This window comes from Virgibacillus ihumii (genome assembly GCF_902726655.1).
Lineage (GTDB): Bacteria > Bacillota > Bacilli > Bacillales > Amphibacillaceae > Lentibacillus > Lentibacillus ihumii.
Genome location: NZ_CACVAN010000001.1, coordinates 3242805 through 3259173, shown reverse-complemented (window position 1 = coordinate 3259173; position 16369 = coordinate 3242805). Strand labels below are relative to the sequence as shown.

Below are 16369 nucleotides of genomic sequence, written 5' to 3'. Positions count from 1 at the left end.
CGAACTTCATTTTACCAAAGATCTTTGTAAAATGAAAAAAGCCAACCGGTTTGGCTGACTTCTCATTCGTCATATCGAATCGCAATTAACGTTGTATCATCATACCTTGATCCGCCGACAATATTCTCATAGTCAATGACAATCTGATGTACATCTGTATTTAGAAACATGCCCTTTGACAAGTCAGTATCTGATACACCATCCGAAAACATAATAAAATTCATTTCAGCATCCAGCTTATCCGTTACCACTTTAAATGACCGGTGATAACCTGCCAGATAACCTGCATTCGGTATATTGCGCTTTTTTTTGCCGCTTTTCGGAATAGTAAGTACGCCAATGTTTCCAATCGAGGAGAAAGAATAGCGTTTTGACAGGAAGTCCATTTTCAGAATACCTATGACCACGCCTCTTTTTCCTGACAGCTGTTCATTGCACCGTTTGATTAACTGTTCGACCGTTGTATGAATATTGCTTCGGATAATTTCCGTTACAATCCGCGAAGATTCCATGGCAAATTCACCGCTGCCCAGGCCGTCTGCAAGCACACACACAAATTCATTCTCTGTTTCTGTATAAAAATAACTGTCACCACAGTAATATTGGCCTTTTTTTGCCTTCTGGTAAACAGCTACATCCACTTTTTTTCGTTGATCAGTCAATCAAGAACCTCCGAGCTTTCTGATTGTATAGCTTCCCGCAGTTTTCTAAGTGAACGGCGCTGCAGCCTTGAGACGTGCATTTGGGAAATACCAAGTAACTCTCCTGTTTCTTTTTGGCTCATCTGGTCAAAATAGGTGCAACGCAAAATTTGCTGTTCACGCTCAGACAGCACCGGTAAAATTTTCTCCAGTAACATTTGCTGGTCAATCGTATCAAAGCCTTCTTCACTGTTGCCTACCAGATCAAGGATAGCAACTGTGCTGCCATCAGAATCGGCTTCAATTTTTCGGTCTACCGAAAGTGCCTTATAACTTTTACCCATTTCCATTGTTTCCAGTACTTCTTCTTCGGCGACCCCAAGATGATCAGCAATTTCCCGAATCGATGGAGAATCCTGATTCGACGTGGTCAATTCTTCCACAGCCTTTTTGATTTTCGGACCAAGTTCTTTAATCCTGCGTGGTACATGAACACTCCAGGTCTTGTCTCTGATAAACCGCTTAATCTCACCAATAATTGTAGGAATTGCAAACGATTCAAATGTCTTGCCATAGGAAGCATCATATCTCCGCACTGCAGCAAGCAGTCCAATCATGCCCACCTGAACAAGATCTTCATGAATCGTACTGTTTTTGGAATATTTTCTGGCAATCGATTCGACTAAATCATTATATGCCAGGACAACTTTTTCCTGGATCGCTTCATCTGTCGGGTCCTGTTGGAGATGTTCAATCCATTGGTAAACCTCATCTCTGCCTTTATTGTGTTGTTGAGATTTGGTCGTCATCAAGACCCACCTCAGTTTCGTAAAGGTACTTCGTCATTAATACGATAACACCATAATTATTGTTAATTTCCACCTTGTCCATTAACGCATTAATTAAGAAGAGCCCAAATCCGCCTTCACGCAAATTCTCTACTGGTTCTGAACGCGTATATGGACCTATCCCGCCTTTTATTTCCTTTAAATTAAAGCTTCCGCCATGGTCTGCAACCATAACTTCCAGGCGATTTTCATATACACCGAACCCGACAGTAATCTCGCCATCATCATCCTCATGGTACGCATGGTCAACAGCATTCGTGATTGCTTCTGAGATTGCAACTTTCAAATCTTCTATATCTTCATATGAAAAGCCCATCCGATTAGCGATTCCGGAGATACTTAAACGTACAACGCCGACATACTCTGCTTTAGCAGGTATTCTCATTTCAATAAAATCAAACTTTTCCATTACTCATTCCCACCTCTGATTGCGGTATCGATGTCAATAACTTCATCCAGACCGGTAATGTTGAACAGACGAGCAACACGGGACTGCAGGTTTACCAGCTTCAAGTGACTGCCTGTCTCTTTAGTTGACTTTAATGCACTTATAAAAACCCCAAGTCCGGTACTGTCCATATAGTTAACATCTTCCATGTTCACTTCAACGGTATGACCGGATTCTTCCGTTAATGGCAGAATCGTACTTTTAAGTCTTGGAGCTGTGTATGCATCTATTTCCCCCGTCAGTTGTACTACGGATTTCATTTCCTGTTCCACTACATCTATCTTTAATTCCATATCCATCCTCCTCGAACACAAATGTTGGTCAATATCTCCATATAGCAGTACCTTTTATTTCCCTGTAATCCGTTATTTTAAACTTGCTGTTTTAAAATGATCAATGTGAAATCATCCCGCAGCTGGAATCCCTGAAGACGTTCAAAATACTTGTATACACCGTTCACCATCTCCTGCGCAGGCAGATGCGAAAAAGATCGAATGGTTTCCAGAATTTCTTCCGTTTCAATAAACCGCTCACCCTGTCTGCACTCGGTCACACCATCTGTCAGCAGAATAACCATGTCGCCTTTTTCAATGGTGCGTTCATATTGTTTGTAATTGGAATCTGATGATACGCCAAGAACAAGTCCTTTTGTCTCGATTTCTTCAAACGTATCCGTAGCGGCTTTATAATAAAATCCCGGTTCATGGCCTGCAGATGAATATCGGAGTTTATTTTCATCCGGAATATATTGCGCATAAAACATGGTGATAAACATACTCGGATCCACGTTCCGTTCCACAACACGGTTCAGGTTTTTTAAAATTGATCTCGGACTCATTATTTCTTCCGGGAAACTGTCCATCGAGTATTTGATCATGGACATGCATAATGCAGCGGGAATTCCTTTTCCGATAACATCTGCAAGAGCTATTCCAAGTGATCCGTCCTTACCTTTAATAAAGTGATGATAATCTCCGTTCATTTGATGTGCCGGGACACTTACCACACCGATATCGAGGTTATCAATTGCCGGTTTTGTTGTAGCGAGGAGCGTATCCTGCATACCGGCAGCAACTGAAATCTCTGACTTCAGTTCCAGCTGTTGTTCCCTTAATGCCTGATATTCCTGCAAAGCCAAACCATATGAAATCATCGTTTCCAACAGGAAATTCATCGAATGCCAAATATGCTCCGGTATATCAGGGTATAGTTCCACTAATGCCTGGTTATGCAGATTAACGATTTCTTCAGGAGGAATACTGTTTTTAATAAACGTTTTACTGATTTGTTCGGCTCCATATAGAGATTGTTCATCCAGGTTCTGAAGATAATGTTTCAGGAATTGCTTATAGTTTGCTGCATCCGTATTCAACATATCCATTTACTCGTAGCCCCCATTGCAAATTTAATGGGGAGATGGCTCCGTCTCCCCTCTATGTTTACCGGACAGGTCTGAGCCTCTGTTTACCCCGGTGCAACCATTCGTATAAGACTCACTCAAAACGTGAGGTGATAAAGTTGTACAGGTGGGAGTTAACGGACACTGACACCGATTCGTTCAACTGATATCAGGAGAAAGCAATTCCCCGGTGATTTAAGTTTCACGTTATCTTACCCACTTGATTGCTCTGATTTCGGTTCCTTTTCCTTCTGATGATTTGATATCAAATTCGTCCATCAACCGTTTCACACCCGGCAGGCCAGCTCCCAGGCCACCTGATGTTGAATACCCGTCCTCCATAACTTGACTGATATCACGGATTCCCGGACCGGTATCTATACAAATCAAGCACATTCCCTTTTCTTCAAGATTTTCTATGACATCAAAGCAAACCTTTCCAGTCCCGGCATATAAGTATATGTTGCGAGCTAATTCAGAAATTGCTGTTGCAATTCTCGCCTGGTCAACGGTACCAAATCCGGTTTTTTTTGCGATTTCCCTACCAAGCTGCCGGGCAGCAACAATATCCCACTCTTTATTTATATTGACACAGGATTGGAGATCCATGATCATTCCCCCAGTTCCTGATGCAGTTTTATCAATCCTTGCTCCAAATCTAAGGCAGTTGGGACATTATTCAGATGTATGCCCAAATCAATTAACGTCATTGCAACTGCTGGCTGGATTCCGGTTAAAACCACTTTCGCCCCCATTAGATCTGACATAGTAACGACATCACCCAATACTTTTGCAATAAACGAATCAATCACTTCAACGGATGTTAAGTCAATTACTACTCCTGATGAACCGCTCTTATGAATTTTGTCCAATAAATCTTCCTGAAACTGTATCGCCGTGTTATCATCAATTTCTGTTTGAATGGAAATTAATAGATAATTGTGCAATTTTAGAATTGGTATCCGCATCATTATCACCCTTCACCTAAGGAATCAATCATTTCTTCTATTTCATTGTGCTTTTTGTCAAGATCAACCACTTCTCTGTCGGTGATTTCCAACGCTTTACGGAATCCTTTTTTCAACGAACTTTTCGTTGGGAACTTGCCAAGGTCAATTCCCAGATTAACAATTGTCTGAGCAATTTCAGGACGGATTCCGACAAGAATACACGTTGAGCCGATCAGCCGCACTGCCTCAGCAGCCTGAATAATATGGTGAGCCACCATTGTATCGACAACAGGTACCCCTGTGATATCAATTAAAACTACCTCAGAATTATGCTTAATAACCCCTTCCAAAAGGTTTTCCATAATTAATTTGGCTCGTTCTGTATCAATCGTCCCAATCAGCGGCATAATCGTAATCCGATCCATGACCGGTATTAACGGGGCTGATAATTCCTGAAGTGCCACACGTTGCAGCGATACAATGTGTTCCCAGCTTCCGGTATACTCATTGACCAACTGACGAATAATCGGTTCAGTCCAATGGTCAACGCTCTGCAGCACGTTTGATATATAGGTGGAATCAACCTGTTCAGATTGACTGAGAATATAATCAATTGTTACACGTCGAAAAACCTGCAGTCCATCTGTTATATAACTTAGCGGCCAGCCAAGATTAATCAGTTTTTCCGAGAAATCCTCGACAGCCTTTGAATTTCCCTGATTCTTGATACTGGAAAAAATAACATTGACAAACTCTCTGTTCGTACTTTCAAATAATTCTTCCGATATACTTGATGTATAGTTGTAGTCTTTCATGGAGCCGATTTCATCTAACCACAAATGAACAATGGAATCACTATTTTCCATAGCAATCTTTTTGAATTTCTCGTCCATGGTTTCCCTCCTGAAAACTGTTATTATAAAATTCGATTTACTGTTATACTATCATTTCATGTCGAATTTAGCATTCATAGTGCCGCTGCCTGCAATTTTTAAGCATTTGAACCTATTATACCATAGTGTGAGGTACTCTTTCCCGCTTCAGTTACTTTTCTTACGGAGGGGGTCCCTATATCACATTCAGATAACAACCTTGCAACAACACTAAAAAATACCCCATTTCCTTTTAAAGTGGGGTATTTCCTAACGGTCATACATATCTTTTAGACCTAAACTTATTTCCAATGCTTTATCAATTTTCTCCATCATCTCTTTGTCGAGCTTTGTAATTTTGTCAGTTAACCGTTGTTTATCCAATGTCCGGATTTGTTCCAGCAATATAACAGAGTTGCGGTCAAAACCATACCGTTTCGCATCGATTTCCACGTGTGTCGGCAATTTGGCTTTTTGAATCTGTGCAGTAATTGCTGCTACAATAACGGTTGGACTGAAACGGTTACCTATATCATTTTGCAGGATCAATACTGGGCGTATGCCCCCCTGTTCGGATCCCACGACAGGTGATAGATCGGCGAAATATACTTCGCCACGTTGAACGATCAAAAGCTTACACCCCGATCACGGAGCGCTCTAAGGTGTTTTTTTCGGCCTCCTCTTCGGCTTGAAATGCCTCCGAAGCGATTGTTAGATTGATTCTGGCCATTTCTTCATAACCTTGCTGCATGGATTCGCGAAATTGTTGAATGTGCTCATCTTTTTTATATTCCAGGTAATTTCTTGTTGCCTGACATATGAAGTCACTTAAATCGCTCTGTTCATACTTCATTAATCCATCCACCTCGTTTATCAGGTTTTTTGGTAGTCGTACTAAAATCTCCTGTATGCTCTCTGACAAAACCATACACCTCCGCGAACTGTTGAACGAATTCCATTTAATCCTTTTTTAATAATATCATTCTCTGACAAGGTTTGCAAAGGCTTATAGGGAATTTCCCTGAAATACAGAAAATTTATTAGAACTTGCTCAAAAACATTTGTATTTAAAAAGAAGAAGCCCTGTTACCTATGTTTATTTAGATTTGGAAAGATTATGCATTGACCTTATCCTTTTTATTCTCCTGTGCATATTCTCGGGACACGACTACTGATCATACAAGGTATTTCATAACTGATTGTATCGAGATAATCGGCAATTTCATCGACTTCAATCATATCATTCTGCTGTCTTCCTATCAGTGTGACCTCCGTGCCTACAGGATATTCCTTATCCAGCCTGATCATGGTCTGATCCATGCAAATTCGGCCAACAATCGGCATGCGCTTACCTTCAATCAATACATCCATCCCCTGCAGCTTGCGGATCCATCCGTCGGCATAACCAATCATAATTGTTCCAATCCATTCATAGTCCGAGGTGGTATACGTCGCACCATAACTGATAGACTCACCAGGCTCCATCTGTTTTACGTGAATCAGTTTACTGTGAAGTGAAAAAGACTGCTGCAAATCGATGTTCCGTTCTTCTTTCACAGTGGAGGAAGGATACATCCCGTACATTGAAATGCCAAATCGGATATAATGATACATTTTTTCCGGAAAACGGATGGATGCAGCACTGTTACCGGTATGAATGGCCACGGGGTCTTCCCAAACCTTCTCGAATGTTGTCAGCAACTGATCAAAACGCTCATTTTGCATGTTAAAATAATCTGCACCCGGTTCATCGGCAGTTGCAAAGTGTGTATAAATCCCGGTTAATTGAACGTTTGATTGATCCTTTAATTCCCCAACAATCTCTTTCAGTTCCTCATCGGTTCGCAGCCCAATCCGCCCCATGCCGGTATCCCACTTCATGTGAAGCTTCAGCGTCTGTGGCAGGGACGTTTGTTTCACTTCCTGCAGCCACTCTTTTTGAAAAAATGTCAGCGTGATATCTTTTTCGGCAGCAACAGCGGCATCCTTTGGTGCGACCCGTCCAAATACTAAAATCGGCACATCGATTCCAGCTTCCCGTAAAACCAGCGCCTCCTCCAGAATGGCCACGGCAAGCATTTCCGCTCCGCTTTTCAATGCCCTTTCAGCAACCTTAACCGCTCCGTGACCATAGCCATCAGCCTTGACTACTGCAATGACACTGCAGTGCTGCGGTATTTGCTCTCTTATTTGGTTTATATTATATTCAATTGCATCCAAATTAACTTCCGCCCAAGTATCACGATAAATAGGTTGTGTCATGTCAGTATAACTCCCTTCATTCTCTATCCGGTACCATTTTATCTTAATCCGGAAAAAATAAAAAGCAGACCCCCTCTCCTTATGAGTCTGCTTGCCGCTTTTCATTTACTTCACTGCTTTGCTCTCAACGGATTTTGCCACTTTGATCAATTCTGTTTCGGTCAGTTCTTCGCTGGCCAGATAAAAATTCACCCCGTTATTGGTCCATTCAATTGCATTTCCGGATAGAGCTCCAATGGAATGTCCGAGATTTACAATTTCGCCGTTAACGTATTGCGGAGAGGCCATCGTCGGAACAGTTTGCAATTTTTCTTCGACCAGTGTAAAGCTTTTATCCCCGGAAAAAGTCATGATAACCCGTTTTCCATTTTCCATCTCGATCTCTTTCTTTTTCGTCATCTCGCTGCCTGCCATATAAAATGGAAATACTACCGGGAATGCGTCTGTTTTTACATCACCGGAAACCGCTGAATCGGAATTGTCGGCAGACATATTTTTCTCCATTTCAAAATCGCCTTTTGTAAAGCTCGGATTCGTATTAAACTCAGAGAAAGCGACCTCCACCAGCGTATTTTTATCTTTATCCAGTACTTTAACCATTACCGGTGTATATGTTTTCTTATCAAAATAAATTTTCTGGTATGGCAGGTTATTGTTACTTTGATAGTTCGTTCTGGTTTGGAAGATGTAGTATTTTTCCCCAACTTTAAATGTGGCATCTTTGTCCTTTTTCACATCACTTACCAATGACTGAAATAGATAAGGCTGGCTGCCATTTTCCGGCCATTCTTTCTGAAACTTAAAGCTTTTATTAAGTGCCGGCGACAGTACAAAAACCCCTTCCTCATTCTTCAAAATGATTTGACTGCCTTTGTCATCCTTGGCATTTTCCAGTGTCACCCGGTAGAAATCTTTTTTCTTATGCCAAATATCAAGTTTATACTTCTGTCCTTCTTTACCAGTATTCATTTTCATCTCGGCCGTTGCCTTATATCCATTCATTTCTTCCAGTTTGGACTCCAGCTTATCCAGCACTTCCTCCTGAGATTTTTCCCCACAGGCAGCCAGTAAAAGAACAAAACCTAATGCAATCATCATCCTGATAACAATCTGTTTTTTCATGGACATATCTCCCTTGTCTCATTTCACACGCGATAACGCGATTTAAATTGGACTAGGAGAACAATATTGTCACGTTTCAGCCGTCAATGTACGGTACACTTTCCCGATACCTTCCACAACATCTGAAGCCATCAAATCGTAAACCGAGCGGGATTCGGATACGAGCAAATCAGCCGCTTTCCCATGCACAAAACAAGCATTGCACACTGCATCAAAAAGACTTTTATGCTGCATCGTCATTGCCAAAATAATTCCCGACAGAACATCACCGCTTCCCCCTTTTGCGAGACCCTGATTTCCGGTAATATTTACGGATTGATGTCCATCCGGAGCAGTGACAATGGTAAAGCTTCCTTTAAGGACAACATAGACCTGATACTCCCGGGCAAACCCTTTGGCATATGCGAATGGCTTCCGCAAAATGTCTTTAACGGATGCACCTGTCAGCATAGCCATCTCCCCGGGATGCGGCGTGATTACGGCAGGGGCTGTCCGGTTTTTAAACAATTCAAGGTCATTTTGAATATGGAATAACCCATCAGCATCCAAAATGAGTGGACTATCAACCTGCCTTACTGCGTCGGTAACCAGTGCGCGAGTCGATTCATGACGTCCAAGGCCGATTCCGAGTGCGACAGCGTCATATTTTTCATAGGGGACCCCTGTTTGTTCACCACTGATGACCCCGTTTGATTCATTCAGTTTCAGATTGGTAGCCTCAATACACTGGGACGCGACAACAGGTATTGCCTGTTTGACCGTGCCAGCAGTCACGAGTCCTGCGCCGGTTCGTAACGCCGCCCGAACTGTCATTGCAAGGGAACCCGGCATTTCCTCACTTCCACCAATAACAAGCCCCCGGCCATGATCACCTTTGTGCGAGTCTTTTTCCCGGATCGGCATGCTTTTTTGGAATTGCCTGTGTGTCCAGACAGATCGTGTTAACGGTGTTTGAACTGCTTCGGGAAAACCGATGTCGACTGTTTCCCACTTCCCATAAAAAGGTGCCGTATGCTGCAGGAACGTGCTCATTTTGGGATAGCCAACCACGATGGTTTGATCAGCTTGTACGGAATCAAAAGCCGTTTCCCCCTCATCTGCCGGCAGCCCTGAAGGAATATCAACCGAAAGAACCTGCGCCGGACTCTCATTAATTGTGACTGCAATCGTTTTAATTGGTTCGCGAAGCTCTCCTTTTACCCCGATTCCTAAAATTGCATCAATAATAATATCCGTTTGGTTCAATGCCTCACCAATTTCAAAAGAATCCTGGGTTATGGAAAGATCCCCGCCACAATTAATAAACAAGTTTTTATGAAAACGCGCATCTCCGGTTATCTTTTCATCAGGGACAACCTGAATGACCGCTATCCGGTATCCTTTGTTCAGCAATGTCCGGGCAATAACATAACCGTCCCCGCCATTATTACCTGACCCAGCGAAAACTGTGATTACATCGTCCTTCTCAATTTTGGATTCAATTTTCCCACTGATGGCACGGCCGGCATTTTCCATCAGCAGCTTGCCATCCATTCCAATCTCCTCTGTCGTGTACCGGTCAATACCGTACATTTCTTTTGCGGTGACAATATACAATTTGTTCCCTCCTACCCGCACTAAAATATATGAGACAACCATTGCAATTATGCAGAATACACTGGCGGTTATTTTCTAAAACAAAACCGTAGCGCCCATTCAGCAATACTTTCTTACTCTTCTATCACTACTTGCGCCACAGCATAATCCCTGCTGTGCGTGATGGACAGATGAATGGTGTATTCATCGTACCCGCTGACTTGCATTGATGGTGCACCAGCCGCATTGGTGATGACCTCCATATCCTGAAAGCTAAGTTCACCAATTCCCCGTCCGCAAGCTTTGGCAAACGCTTCTTTTGCCGCAAACCTGCCGGCAAGAAATTCCGTTTTTCTGTGAGGACTGGCTAGTTTTTCAAAGTAATGTGTTTTTTCCTTTTCCGTTAAAATCCGATCGGCAAAACGGCTGTTTTTCACAAGCGCCTTTTGAATCCGGTCCATTTCAATTATGTCGATGCCAATTCCTTTTATCAAAAAAACCACCTGTCCTTCAGCAAGCAAAAGTTATGGTTGTTGCAGTTTACTATGGTATTTTAGTACGCTTATAGTGGTCATACTATTCATGGTATACTATTAGACTAATATATGAAAATTTATAACACAGGGAGCGCTTTGAATGTTTATCCGAACGGAAAGAAGTATAAAAGAATTCAAGCAGTTTTATCCGATTGTATCCACACTGGTGATTATACATCTTGTGCTCTGGCTGATTTGCGACTTCCTGCAGCTTCCATTTGCTGTCCAGCTGGAGTCGTGGGGGAGCGGGAACAATTACTATATCTATCAGGGACAATACTGGCGTTTAATCACACCAATCTTTCTGCATGCCGGACTTACGCATGCCTTATTTAATTCGTTTGCACTTGTTCTGTTTGGGCCGGCATTGGAGCAAATGTTGGGTAAATACAAGTTTATTCTTGCTTATTTTACAGCAGGGATTGCAGGCAACATTGCAACCTTTTTACTCGGACCGCCAATTTATATTTCCGTAGGCGCTTCCGGTGCCATATACGGGTTATTCGGAATCTATATGTTTATGGTGGCATTCCGCAAACACCTGATTGACCAGAACAATTCCCAAATCATTGTGGTTATTTTCGTAATTGGGGCGGTGATGACGTTCATCCAGCCGGGCGTTAATGTTTATGCACATGTCTTCGGATTTATAGGCGGATTCGCCATAGCCCCCCTCGTATTGACGAATACCCGTCCCTTTTCTCCGTGGCGAAACAAACGATATAAAAACAATGACGGCATTCAATTCGATCCAAACCGCTGGAAAAAGCGCAGAATCCCTAAGAGTGTTTATAAATATGCTTTTTGGACATTTCTCGCCATCCTTGTTTTATTCGGATTGCTTGGGAGGATTTTATGAACTAGCAGCCCCCTTCTTCAAACGGGAAATTTCACAACGTGCAGATTCATTCCACTGAACTGCAAAAAAACACACCAGGCGGTAAGTCCGTCGTGGTGTGTTTTTTTAGCTATTCCCGGTATGAATACCAATCAGCTATTTGATTGACGTCAGATTCATCCAGTTCTTTTACAGTGAAATGCTTTCCCATGCCCATCTTCCCGATAATCGACAACTGGACATTGGCGAGTCGCTGTTTAACATGCACCCGATGTTGTTTTTTCTCGAAAGCTTGGACACGTTTATGATACATCGTTATGGTATTCCTGCTGAAAATACGGTGGCGTACGGTTAATTTTTCTTCATCCCGCCGGAAGCCGCCGTCTTTATGGCGCAGAATACCCAAATAAGTGCTCACAGCCAATACAATCAGCGGCAGCCATATAAACGTCGGTATAACAAATGCCAATACCGCTGTAATAATGAGAAAAAGAATCGATGAACGCAACACATAAAACTTGCGCGCACGCTTCGGCAATGGTTTCAAATCATTAGTGATTCCTGCATACTCAGGAAGAAACTTTTGTAAAAACTCCTCCACTTCATCCGCTTTCATAATTGGAAAAAGAATCGATGAAAAGTCCTCCCCTTTATCCATCGAACCGCCGGCAATCTCAGCAAACACCGTCACATATCCAAGCGGCTGCCGGATCAGACTTTCCTGAATGCCTACCGCCTGAATCCGTTTCATCGGTATGGTCAGCTGCTTTTTTTCCAGCAAACCGCGTGTAATAAACAATTCGTCCTCCATTTTGGTTATCGTAAAATTGCCGTATTTAATCATCGTTCCGGCTATCCCGAGCATCCAGAGCAGAAACAGACCGATTATCCCCAAAACAACCATAATGATGATGCCCAGTCCGATGATCCATTCAAATGTACTGTCATAAAAATCATCCGGGATAAATTGTTCCAGTTCCGAGGAACCAGCGGCAACTATAGCCAGAATAACACCGATACTTCCGGATGTCGTCCCGGCAAGAAACAGCCTTTTAAACGATATGGTCGATGACGGATAGTCTTCTTCCGCTGCTTCTGGTTCTTCCGCATTATCAACGGTGTTTACCATTTTCAATTCATGGCGCAGTGCTTCCCCTTCCGAAAGTTTGACTGCTTTTAATGATGCCTCTGCACCCGTACTGCTCCCGGCCGTTTCAATGTTTACCCGGGTCAGTTTAAAAATGCGGTGAACCACACTGGAGGTCAGGTCAATCGACTGTATCCTATTTTTGGAAATATATCGCTTCTTTCTAATGAAAATACCATATTCAATCCGTAGCTCATCATCCTCCACACGATAAGTGTATCGGTACCACGATAAAATACTGAATATAATCATCACGATAAGAATAACGGATGATGCAAGGATAAAATACATTAGTGCGTTATCCTTAAATGTAATAAACCCTAAAATGATTGCAAATGCGGCCTCTTTGACAATCCGTATAAAATTGAAAAAAACTGCTGCGGGATGGAGTCTTTTCGCCTCAGACATCATCTTCATCCACCCTTGCCAGCGCGGAAATCCTGTCCCTCAGTTCCGAAGCATCCTCTTCCAGCAATGCTGGTATTTCATGTGTAGTAGCTGCAGTGGAAATCGTAACACTGGCCAGTTTGTATTTTTTCAGAATCGGCCCTTGCTGGGTATCCACATGCTGAACCCGGATCATCGGAACCAGGGTACGCGATACAATCAGAATGCCATGCTGAATATAGATTTCTTGTTCAAACACTTCATAACGCCATCTTCTCCAACGCAAAACCGGCAGCAAAAATACAAACACGTATGTACATATTGCACTTAACGCAACAGCAATTGCGATAATCCAAACCGGCCAATCGAAAATAAAAGTTAGTACGGTTGCAGCAATCGCAGCGAGCCATAAAACCCCGACGTAGATGCCGGCAGTTATTTTCCACGCTTTTACTGCTTCCTCTGCAATCGTGTGAATTGGTGGCTGTCTCAATGGTGATCCCCCTTTTTTATCTATAGTTCCTGTACGTTTATTATAGGATATATGTTTCATCAACAAATGAGCACTTTCAATCCTATTTTACACTATTCCACTTATAATACCTAGATCCCACGCTCCCAGTAAATTCTCCCGTACCGGCGGACCAATAATTTACATTAAAAAAGCTCCTTACCAAAAGGAGCCTCTTCTTAGCTGTTATACTTATTGTTTTTGTGATTTCTGCGCTTTTGGTAATTTCCTTTGCGATTGTATCCTCCGTGACCGCGTTTACCCTGTCCACGTTTGCCGTAAAACTTTTTGTTGTTGTTTCTGTGATGTTTCCCTTTGCCGCCTTGTGTTTTTTTAACACTGACCGGCTGGATGGAGGAAAGGCGTACAGGTGTATTTTTACGTTCTTTTGTCAGCATTTTTAATGCGGCGGAAATTACCGTAATCGAATCGTGTTCCTGAAGCAGCTCGTTCGCTGTTTCCTGATAATCCGTTAAATCTTTTTTATCAATTGTTCGCAGCAGCTTGTTCACTGCTGATTGCTGCTGACCACGCTGGGCTTCCTTGTTTGTCGGCGGCATAATCCGCTTCATCTTGCTTTTTGTTACCCGTTCAATTATTTTCAGATGACCCATTTCCCTCGGTGTAATGAATGAGATAGCCTCACCGGCTTTCCCGGCTCTCCCTGTCCGGCCAATCCGGTGTACATAGCTTTCCGGGTCTTGCGGAATATCAAAATTGTATACGTGCGTGACACCTGAAATATCAAGGCCGCGTGCAGCTACGTCTGTTGCAACCAGCACTTCAACTCGTCCATTTTTAAATTTGTTTAAAACAGACATCCGCTTGCCCTGCGTCAGATCCCCATGAATACCTTCAGCGCGAAAGCCTCTAATCTGCAATCCTTCAGCAATCTCATCGACCCGCTTTTTCGTACGGCTGAAAATAATCGCCAGTGCAGGTGCATTTATGTCCAAATGATTGGTAAGCGTGTCGAACTTATATTTTTCCGGTACTTCGATGAAATACTGATCAATATTTTCGACGGTCATTTCTTTTGCTTTTACTTTTACTTCTTTTGGCGAATTCATCAGATTTGTTGCGATATCACGAATTTCCTTAGGCATTGTTGCTGAAAACAGCAATGTCTGTCTTTGTTCAGGGATATTCTTTAAAATTTCTTTAATATCATCAATGAAACCCATGTTCAGCATTTCATCTGCTTCATCAAGAACCGCAGTCTGAACACCTGCAGTCCGTATCGTCTTCCTGCGCATATGGTCAAGCAGTCTCCCTGGTGTTGCCACAACAATCTGCGGACCATCCTTTAACGCACGGATTTGCCGTTCCATATGCTGACCGCCGTAAACAGGCATTGCCCGAATCCCCTTAAATCTTGCCAACCGGTTCAATTCCTCGGCAACCTGTATTGCCAGTTCCCGTGTCGGGGCAACGACCAGACCCTGAATTTTCTTCTGGTCTTTATCAATTTTATCGATCATGGGAATCCCAAATGCTGCGGTTTTTCCCGTCCCGGTCTGTGCCTGACCGATTACATCGTTGCCATCCTGAGCAAATGGTATCGTCTCAGCCTGGATCGGCGTCGCTTCTTCAAAGCCCATTTTTTCCAAAGCCTTCATTATGGGCTGTGAAATATTTAATTCTTTAAATGTTGTCACCTTAAAACTCTACTCCTTTTTATTTCAATAAAATTAAAAGAGGCATCACCCAATTCAGGAAGAGGCCTCATCCTTGAAATCACATGCATATAACAGTCAATCTATCTTAACACATGTTCCATCATGATTTCCACTACTTGCTGAATGATTTTTTCATGCGGTAATGTTAAACTAAATTAAATTACATATAAACAAAAAGGAGGAATACCATGCGTCTGCCTCCGTTTAATCCATATATAGCTGTTGTCATTGGTGTGTTGTCGGTATCTTCAGCAGCAGTTCTTGTGAAATTGGCTGATGGAGCACCCGCTTCCATCATTGCCAATTATCGTCTTCTGTTTGCAGTCATTATTATGGCCCCGTATATTTTTGTTAAACACCGTAATGAATTTAAGTTAATCCAAAAAAAAGATTGGCTGCTGTCAACAATGGCGGGCATCTTTCTGGCTTTTCACTTTATTCTCTGGTTTGAATCATTGAATTATACTTCAGTAGCAAGCTCCACTGTGCTTGTTACGATGCAGCCGATTTTTGCCTTTCTGGGAACATACCTTTTATTTCAGGAACGTTTTTCACCGGGAGCTTTAATTAGTATGGTTATCGCTTTATTTGGCAGTATCATTATCAGCTGGGGAGATTTTCGCATTAGTGGACTGGCATTGTTCGGTGATTTTCTTGCACTCATGGGTGCTGTGACCGTTACAGCGTATTTCCTGTTGGGACAACAGCTCCGAAAACGATTATCGCTAATGACGTACACCTTTGTCGTATATAGCATCAGTTCCCTTATGCTTATTCTTTATAATTTGATTTTACAAAATGAATTTTTCGGTTACTCTGCCGAACATTGGTTTATTTTTCTGGCACTGGCCGTGATTCCGACATTTTTCGGTCACTCCTTATTCAACTGGGCACTGAAATGGCTTAGTACGTCAACGATTTCGATGGGGATTGTGTTTGAACCAATCGGGGCTACAATTCTGGCCTATTTCATATTGGACGAAGTTGTAACCTGGTCACAGTTTCTTGGCGGGACAATCGTTATTTTCGGACTGTTTTTATTCATTATGAGCACAACCCGGAAATCAAAAGTTACGATTGCTCGAAAACACCATCATTGATTCAGTATCCGCATGAATAAACTGATATAATGAGAATATACAATTAACGGAAAT

Annotated in this window: 19 protein-coding genes; 2 read left to right on the top strand and 17 right to left on the bottom strand. The window is 42.5% G+C overall.

The window, feature by feature from the left end; all coding sequences use genetic code 11:
* Positions 1 to 62: 62 nt before the first annotated feature.
* From HUX68_RS16055 to acpS, 14 genes are all read right to left on the bottom strand, one after another.
* The gene (locus HUX68_RS16055; protein ID WP_246206705.1) at positions 63 to 662 is read right to left on the bottom strand and encodes a SpoIIE family protein phosphatase; all 600 of its coding nucleotides are present in this window, start codon (positions 660 to 662) and stop codon (positions 63 to 65) included.
* Positions 659 to 1450, bottom strand: a complete 792-nt coding sequence (gene sigB / locus HUX68_RS16050) for an RNA polymerase sigma factor SigB (RefSeq protein ID WP_174615757.1) — start codon at positions 1448 to 1450, stop codon at positions 659 to 661. Before sigB ends, HUX68_RS16055 begins: the two co-directional genes overlap by 4 nt.
* Entirely contained in the window at positions 1422 to 1898 is a 477-nt protein-coding gene (gene rsbW, locus HUX68_RS16045) for an anti-sigma B factor RsbW (RefSeq protein WP_174615756.1), read from the bottom strand. Before rsbW ends, sigB begins: the two co-directional genes overlap by 29 nt.
* Positions 1898 to 2230 carry an STAS domain-containing protein gene (locus HUX68_RS16040; protein WP_174615755.1) on the bottom strand — a complete coding sequence of 111 codons (333 nt, stop codon included), beginning with the start codon at positions 2228 to 2230 and terminating at the stop codon, positions 1898 to 1900. The genes rsbW and HUX68_RS16040 overlap by 1 nt, the downstream gene beginning before the upstream one ends.
* Before the next feature lie 77 nt (positions 2231 to 2307).
* Entirely contained in the window at positions 2308 to 3318 is a 1011-nt protein-coding gene (locus tag HUX68_RS16035; protein WP_174615754.1) for a PP2C family protein-serine/threonine phosphatase, read from the bottom strand.
* 225 nt (positions 3319 to 3543) lie between these two features.
* Positions 3544 to 3945 carry an anti-sigma regulatory factor gene (locus HUX68_RS16030; RefSeq protein WP_174615753.1) on the bottom strand — a complete coding sequence of 134 codons (402 nt, stop codon included), beginning with the start codon at positions 3943 to 3945 and terminating at the stop codon, positions 3544 to 3546.
* Between the two features lie 2 nt (positions 3946 to 3947).
* Positions 3948 to 4304, bottom strand: a complete 357-nt coding sequence (locus HUX68_RS16025) for an STAS domain-containing protein (protein ID WP_174616498.1) — start codon at positions 4302 to 4304, stop codon at positions 3948 to 3950.
* 5 nt (positions 4305 to 4309) lie between these two features.
* The gene (locus HUX68_RS16020; protein WP_174615752.1) at positions 4310 to 5179 is read right to left on the bottom strand and encodes an RsbT co-antagonist protein RsbRA; all 870 of its coding nucleotides are present in this window, start codon (positions 5177 to 5179) and stop codon (positions 4310 to 4312) included.
* 249 nt (positions 5180 to 5428) lie between these two features.
* On the bottom strand, positions 5429 to 5788 hold the full coding sequence (locus HUX68_RS16015) for a type II toxin-antitoxin system PemK/MazF family toxin (RefSeq protein WP_174615751.1): 360 nt from the start codon (positions 5786 to 5788) through the stop codon (positions 5429 to 5431).
* A 4-nt stretch (positions 5789 to 5792) separates the two neighbouring features.
* The gene (locus HUX68_RS16010) at positions 5793 to 6080 is read right to left on the bottom strand and encodes a CopG family ribbon-helix-helix protein (RefSeq protein WP_174615750.1); all 288 of its coding nucleotides are present in this window, start codon (positions 6078 to 6080) and stop codon (positions 5793 to 5795) included.
* A gap of 215 nt (positions 6081 to 6295) precedes the next feature.
* Positions 6296 to 7420 (bottom strand): alanine racemase, encoded by a 1125-nt coding sequence (alr, locus tag HUX68_RS16005; protein ID WP_174615749.1) that lies wholly within the window; start codon positions 7418 to 7420, stop codon positions 6296 to 6298.
* A gap of 105 nt (positions 7421 to 7525) precedes the next feature.
* Positions 7526 to 8542 carry a LolA family protein gene (locus tag HUX68_RS16000; RefSeq protein WP_174615748.1) on the bottom strand — a complete coding sequence of 339 codons (1017 nt, stop codon included), beginning with the start codon at positions 8540 to 8542 and terminating at the stop codon, positions 7526 to 7528.
* A 69-nt stretch (positions 8543 to 8611) separates the two neighbouring features.
* Positions 8612 to 10138, bottom strand: a complete 1527-nt coding sequence (locus HUX68_RS15995; protein ID WP_174615747.1) for an NAD(P)H-hydrate dehydratase — start codon at positions 10136 to 10138, stop codon at positions 8612 to 8614.
* Positions 10139 to 10251: 113 nt separating this feature from the next.
* Complete coding sequence (gene acpS, locus HUX68_RS15990; protein WP_174615746.1) at positions 10252 to 10611, bottom strand: holo-ACP synthase; 360 nt, start codon at positions 10609 to 10611, stop codon at positions 10252 to 10254.
* 142 nt (positions 10612 to 10753) lie between these two features.
* On the opposite strand from acpS, the gene HUX68_RS15985 reads away from it, so the two are divergent.
* On the top strand, positions 10754 to 11512 hold the full coding sequence (locus HUX68_RS15985; RefSeq protein ID WP_174615745.1) for a rhomboid family intramembrane serine protease: 759 nt from the start codon (positions 10754 to 10756) through the stop codon (positions 11510 to 11512).
* 109 nt (positions 11513 to 11621) lie between these two features.
* Here HUX68_RS15985 and HUX68_RS15980 read toward each other — a convergent pair whose 3' ends face one another.
* The 3 genes from HUX68_RS15980 to cshA form a co-directional block, all read right to left on the bottom strand.
* Positions 11622 to 13046 (bottom strand): PH domain-containing protein, encoded by a 1425-nt coding sequence (locus tag HUX68_RS15980; RefSeq protein ID WP_174615744.1) that lies wholly within the window; start codon positions 13044 to 13046, stop codon positions 11622 to 11624.
* Positions 13039 to 13518 (bottom strand): PH domain-containing protein, encoded by a 480-nt coding sequence (locus HUX68_RS15975; protein WP_174615743.1) that lies wholly within the window; start codon positions 13516 to 13518, stop codon positions 13039 to 13041. Before HUX68_RS15975 ends, HUX68_RS15980 begins: the two co-directional genes overlap by 8 nt.
* A 197-nt stretch (positions 13519 to 13715) precedes the next feature.
* Positions 13716 to 15194, bottom strand: a complete 1479-nt coding sequence (cshA, locus tag HUX68_RS15970; protein ID WP_246206704.1) for a degradosome RNA helicase CshA — start codon at positions 15192 to 15194, stop codon at positions 13716 to 13718.
* 209 nt (positions 15195 to 15403) lie between these two features.
* On the opposite strand from cshA, the gene HUX68_RS15965 reads away from it, so the two are divergent.
* Positions 15404 to 16315, top strand: coding sequence for a DMT family transporter (locus HUX68_RS15965; RefSeq protein ID WP_174615742.1), 912 nt, complete (start codon positions 15404 to 15406; stop codon positions 16313 to 16315).
* Positions 16316 to 16369 lie beyond the last annotated feature (54 nt).

What these genes read in the sequence shown, in the direction of transcription:
- HUX68_RS16030 (WP_174615753.1), bottom strand. Translation starts at nt 3,945, where the DNA reads ATGGATCTCCAATCCTGTGTCAATATAAATAAAGAGTGGGATATTGTT.
- HUX68_RS16020 (WP_174615752.1), bottom strand. Translation starts at nt 5,179, where the DNA reads ATGGACGAGAAATTCAAAAAGATTGCTATGGAAAATAGTGATTCCATT.
- HUX68_RS15980 (WP_174615744.1), bottom strand. Translation starts at nt 13,046, where the DNA reads ATGTCTGAGGCGAAAAGACTCCATCCCGCAGCAGTTTTTTTCAATTTT.
- sigB (WP_174615757.1), bottom strand. Translation starts at nt 1,450, where the DNA reads ATGACGACCAAATCTCAACAACACAATAAAGGCAGAGATGAGGTTTAC.
- HUX68_RS16000 (WP_174615748.1), bottom strand. Translation starts at nt 8,542, where the DNA reads ATGAAAAAACAGATTGTTATCAGGATGATGATTGCATTAGGTTTTGTT.
- rsbW (WP_174615756.1), bottom strand. Translation starts at nt 1,898, where the DNA reads ATGGAAAAGTTTGATTTTATTGAAATGAGAATACCTGCTAAAGCAGAG.
- HUX68_RS16025 (WP_174616498.1), bottom strand. Translation starts at nt 4,304, where the DNA reads ATGCGGATACCAATTCTAAAATTGCACAATTATCTATTAATTTCCATT.
- HUX68_RS15965 (WP_174615742.1), top strand. Translation starts at nt 15,404, where the DNA reads ATGCGTCTGCCTCCGTTTAATCCATATATAGCTGTTGTCATTGGTGTG.
- HUX68_RS16035 (WP_174615754.1), bottom strand. Translation starts at nt 3,318, where the DNA reads ATGGATATGTTGAATACGGATGCAGCAAACTATAAGCAATTCCTGAAA.
- alr (WP_174615749.1), bottom strand. Translation starts at nt 7,420, where the DNA reads ATGACACAACCTATTTATCGTGATACTTGGGCGGAAGTTAATTTGGAT.
- HUX68_RS15985 (WP_174615745.1), top strand. Translation starts at nt 10,754, where the DNA reads ATGTTTATCCGAACGGAAAGAAGTATAAAAGAATTCAAGCAGTTTTAT.
- HUX68_RS16040 (WP_174615755.1), bottom strand. Translation starts at nt 2,230, where the DNA reads ATGGAATTAAAGATAGATGTAGTGGAACAGGAAATGAAATCCGTAGTA.